7 protein-coding genes are annotated in these 4454 nt (G+C 73.2%); 5 read left to right on the top strand and 2 right to left on the bottom strand.

Annotation, left to right across the window (positions count from 1 at the left end; all coding sequences use genetic code 11):
- On the bottom strand, positions 1-211 hold a 211-nt coding region (locus tag AB0M20_RS28985), incomplete at its 3' end, for a hypothetical protein (RefSeq protein ID WP_364303485.1).
- A gap of 50 nt (positions 212-261) precedes the next feature.
- On the opposite strand from AB0M20_RS28985, the gene AB0M20_RS28990 reads away from it, so the two are divergent.
- The 3 genes from AB0M20_RS28990 to AB0M20_RS29000 all read left to right on the top strand — a co-directional run bounded on the left by AB0M20_RS28990 (position 262) and on the right by AB0M20_RS29000 (position 2075).
- On the top strand, positions 262-1017 hold the full coding sequence (locus AB0M20_RS28990) for an alpha/beta fold hydrolase (protein ID WP_364303486.1): 756 nt from the start codon (positions 262-264) through the stop codon (positions 1015-1017).
- On the top strand, positions 1014-1802 hold the full coding sequence (locus AB0M20_RS28995) for a spore photoproduct lyase family protein (protein WP_364303487.1): 789 nt from the start codon (positions 1014-1016) through the stop codon (positions 1800-1802). Before AB0M20_RS28990 ends, AB0M20_RS28995 begins: the two co-directional genes overlap by 4 nt.
- 135 nt (positions 1803-1937) lie before the next feature.
- Positions 1938-2075, top strand: a complete 138-nt coding sequence (locus AB0M20_RS29000; RefSeq protein WP_364303488.1) for a hypothetical protein — start codon at positions 1938-1940, stop codon at positions 2073-2075.
- 16 nt (positions 2076-2091) lie between these two features.
- Here AB0M20_RS29000 and AB0M20_RS29005 read toward each other — a convergent pair whose 3' ends face one another.
- Positions 2092-3003: a LysR family transcriptional regulator gene (locus AB0M20_RS29005; RefSeq protein ID WP_364303489.1), complete on the bottom strand. Its 912-nt coding sequence runs from the start codon at positions 3001-3003 to the stop codon at positions 2092-2094.
- Between the two features lie 69 nt (positions 3004-3072).
- Here AB0M20_RS29005 and AB0M20_RS29010 point away from each other — a divergent pair, with 69 nt between their 5' ends.
- Entirely contained in the window at positions 3073-3378 is a 306-nt protein-coding gene (locus tag AB0M20_RS29010; RefSeq protein ID WP_364303490.1) for a hypothetical protein, read from the top strand.
- 84 nt (positions 3379-3462) lie between these two features.
- Positions 3463-4454: gluconolaconase (locus AB0M20_RS29015; protein ID WP_364303491.1), on the top strand; the 992-nt coding region annotated here is incomplete at its 3' end.

Here is a 4454-nt window from a genome sequence, read left to right on the forward strand (position 1 = left end):
GCTCGGGTCGTCCCTCGGAGCCGGAGAACACGCTGTAGACCCGCCGCCGCACGGGGCGGGGGAGGCGCGCGACCACCTCGGCGACCGGCCGCAGCGCGGCGAAGGCAGGGTTGCCGAGCGGCGGGACGTCCCGGCCGTGCAGGAACCGGGCGAGCGCCACGACCATGCCGGACGCCGAGTCGAAGCCGGCGATCTCGCGGGGTGTCTTCATCGCGCCTCCGCGCAGGTTCATGCCCGCTACCTGCGGGTATCAACCGGGTCATGCCCACTTTCCCGGACGGTGTGATCACGTCGTACACCGACGGGCCGTTCGGTTTGATGCGCAGCCGCGCGGTCGGGCGGCCGCAGCCCGGCGTGCCGGAGGTGGTCGTCGTGCAGGGCATGGCGGTCGCCTCCTATCTGCTGCCGGGCGTCGGTGCGCTGGCCGGCTGGACCCGGGCCCACCTGCTCGAGCTGCCGGGGCTGGCGGGCAGCGGCGACCCGCCCCACGAGCTGTCCGTGCCCGAGTACGGCCGGGCGGTCGCCGGCTGGCTCACCGCCACCCGCGCCGAGCCGGTCCTGCTGGCCGGGCACTCCAGCGGCACCCAGGTCGCCGCCGAGGCCGCTGCCGGCCATCCCCTGGTCGCGGGGCTGATGCTGGCCAGTCCCACCGTCGATCCGGCCGTCCGCCCGTTCCCGCGCCTGGCGCTGCGCTTCCTGCAGGACGGCCGGATCGAGCCGCCCGGCCTGACCAGGACACACCTGCCCGAGTGGCGGCGCGCCGGACCGCGGCGGCTGGCCCATCTGGTGCGCGCCTGCCTGCGGCACGACATCGAGCGGGCCCTGCGCCGGCTCACCGTGTCGCTGCTCGTGCTGCGCGGCGCCGACGACGTGCTGAGCACCCCCGTCTGGGCACGGCGACTCGTCGCCACTGCGCCCGAGGGGCACTATGAGGAAGTGCCCGGCGCCCACGGTTTCCCCTGGCTCGACCCCACGTCGTGGTCCGAACCCGCACGGAAGTTCTCAGGAGACCTGTGACCGACGCACCGCTGGACATCACCCGCATCTACTACGAGCCGGCCGCCGCCGAGCTGCCGCGCGGCAAGGAAATCCTGGAACGCTTCCCGGACGCCGCCCGGGTCGAGGTCGAGAGCCACAACCGCATCCCCGAGCTGTACGGCGACGAGACCAACGTGCGCCGCTGGGTCCGGATCAAGCGGGAGGCGCTCGTACTCGGCGTCAAGAAGTCCTTGACCGCCCGCCCCAACGGCCGGTCCGCCGACTTCATCGCGCCCTCGACCGCGAACGGCTGCGCCATGGCCTGCGCGTACTGCTACGTGCCGCGGCACAAGGGCTACAGCAACCCCATCACGGTGTTCGCCAACATCGAGCGGATCGCCGGCTATCTCGGGCGGCACGCGGGCCGGCAGGGCGCCAAGCCGGCGCCGAACGAGTGCGACCCGCACGCCTGGGTCTACGACATCGGCGAGAACTCCGACTGCAGCCTCGACGCCCGGATCAGCGACAACGTCCGCGACCTCGTGGACCTGTTCCGCACGCTGCCGAACGCGAAGGCATCGTTCGCCACCAAGCACGTCAACCGCGACCTGCTCGGCTGGGACCCGGCCGGGCGTACCCGGATCAGGTTCTCGCTGATGCCGCAGGCGGACGCCAAGGTCCTGGACATCCGCACCTCGCCGATCGCGGAGCGGATCGCGGCGATCGACGACTTCGTCGCGGCCGGCTATGAGGTGCATGTCAACTTCAGCCCCGTGGTGGTCCGCGAGGGCTGGCTCGACGACTGGGCCGAGCTGCTCGACTAGCTCGACGCCGGCATCGGCCCGGCCGCCAAGGCGCAGCTGGCCGCCGAGGTCATCTTCCTGACCCACAACCGCGAGCTGCACGAGGTCAACCTGGGCTGGCACCCGAAGGCCGAGGAGCTCATCTGGCGGCCGGAGTTGCAGCAGGTCAAGCGCTCGCAGAACGGCTTCGTCAACGTCCGTTACCGCACCGGCGAGAAGGGCCGCCACGTGGCCGCGCTGACCGGCCTGATCGCCGGCCGCACCCCCTACCTGCGGGTCCGCTACGCCTTCTGAGCGGCCAGCTGCCTCGTCATCCGGTCGAGCTCCCCACGCGGCGGCGGGCCGCGGGCGGGATGCCCGAGCGGATGCGGGCCAGCAGGTCCGCCACGCGCGGGTCGTCCAGGGCGCCGGGGCGGTGGACCGCGTGGAAGGTGATCAGCGGCAGATCCGTGACGCGGCGGGCGACGAGGCCCGGCGGTGGTTGGACGCAGCCGGCGACGACGGTCGGCCCGACGCCGAGCGCCGCGAAGTCGAGGGTCATCGGCAGGCCCTCCGCCTCGACCGCGACCGTCCACGGGACGCCGGCCGCGGACAGCGCCCGCTCGAGGTTGATGCGGTGCGGCCGGGCCGGTGGCGGCACGATCAGCTCGGCGCCGGCCAGATCGGCGAGCCGGAGGTTGCGTTTCCGGGCCAGACGGTGGCCCTCCGGCATCAGCAGCACCTGCGGGTACGTGGCGATCGGCACGGCGACCAGGTCGTCGGGCAGCACGTGCAGGGTGAAGACGCCGAGGTGGGCGCGGCCGGTCAGCAGCGCGGCGCGCATCTGCTGCCGGTTGGTGTGCAGCGGGCGCACGCTGCCCGGTCGTTCGGCGAGCATGGCGCGGATGGTGCCGCCGAGCAGGTACAGATAGCCGGTGTGCCCCGACGCGATCACCAGCGGGCGGGTCGACGGGGTGCCGCGCAGCTCGCCGAGGAAGAGCTCCAGTCGTTCGAGGTGATCGCGGGCGAACCGGGCCACCCGCTCGCCGTCGGCGGTGAGCTGCAGCCGGTTGCCCGTGCGCTGGTAAAGCGGGCGGTCGAGCTCGCGGGCCAGCGTCGCCAGCTTCGAGTGCAGCGACGGCTGGCTGATGTGCAGTGCTTTCGCCGCCCGGGTGAGATTGAGGTGCTCGGCGAAGACCGCGAACGCCTCCAGCGCGTCGGACGACACCCGCAAGCCGGCCATAGGCTGATCCTATAGCTGCTGGGCAGATACATAGTTCCGCGTGAGTCCTGTTGCGACGAGGATCTTGACATGCACGAGGTCTCGAAAGCGCAGTTGCGCGTCATGCCGTTGCACGCGATCACCGAGGTGTGCGGCGAGCCGGGTCTGCGCCGCCGGCTCGCCCTGGAGCTCCTGGCCCTGCCCGACGACGACCGGCGAGCGGTCGGCGCCGCGACCAGGTGGGCGGCCGAGCTGCACCAGGGGCAGCGCCGCACGCGGGAGCCGTACGTCAACCACCCGCTGCGGGTGACCCTCCGGATGCTGTGCCACTACTGGGTGGCCGACCCCTGCGCGGCCTGCTGGACCGCCCCGACACCCCGCTGGCGCCGGACGTGAAGGACCGCATCCGCAGGCAGCTGACCCTGGCTCGGGAGCGCTTCACCGCCATCCTCGCGGCCTGAGTGGGGTACAACTGGACCGGTGAGAGTTCTCGGCCGTGCCACCGTGGGTGTCCTGCTGCTCGCCGTCGCGGCGTGCTCGTCCGATGCCCCGGCCGCCGACGCGCCGGCCGGTCCGGCTCCGACGACGGCCGCCGCGCGTCTGTCCGGCGCCGAGGTGCGGACGCTCGCCGGCACCGGCGAGGCGCCGTTCGACCAGGCCCGGCGGCTGCGGGTGCCGCCCGGGTCGACGGACACCGTCTCGGCCCGGGTGCCCGGCGCCCGGCTGCTGGCCTGGAGCCCCGACAAGCGGCTCCTCGTCTCGCGACCCAAGTCGGGGGACATCGTCGAGCTGGTTCCCGGTCCGGGCGACAGCCCGCCCGCGCAGCGCACGCTTGCCGACGGGCTCAACCAACCGCACGGGCTGGCCTTCGCCGGCGACACGCTCTACGTCGCCGAGAGCGACCGGGTGGACGCCTTCACCTACCGGGCCGGGGCGCTCTCCGGCCGGCGGGTCGTGGTCGACGGGCTGCCGGACGCGAAGAGCCCCGAGCTGGGCGGCGCCTACGCGCACGCGCTCAAGAGCGTGGCGGTCGGCGAGGACGGCGCGCTCTACGTCTCGGTCGGCTCGACCGGCAACGTCTCCGCCGAGGACCGCGACGCGACGCCGGAGCGGGCGTCCATCCTGCGGGTCGCGCCGGGCGGGAAGGCCGAGACCTTCGCCCGCGGCGTCCGCAACGGCACGGGCCTCGCGATCGACCCGGACGGTGCGGTGTGGACCGCCGTCAACAACCGCGACAACATCGCCTACCCCTACGACGGCGACGACAAGGGCAAGGTCTTTCAGGAGTACGTGAACGACCACCCGCTCGAGCCGCTGGCGAAACTGACCCAGGGCCGCGACCTCGGCTGGCCCTACTGCAACCCGGATCCGGACGTGCGGCCGGGCGACAAGGACTCGCCGCTCAGCTACACCAACCGGCCCTTCGTCCCCGACCTGCAGCTGAATCCCGGCGGCGCCGAGCTCGACTGCTC

The organism is Actinoplanes sp. NPDC051633, assembly GCF_040681735.1.
Lineage (GTDB): Bacteria > Actinomycetota > Actinomycetes > Mycobacteriales > Micromonosporaceae > Actinoplanes.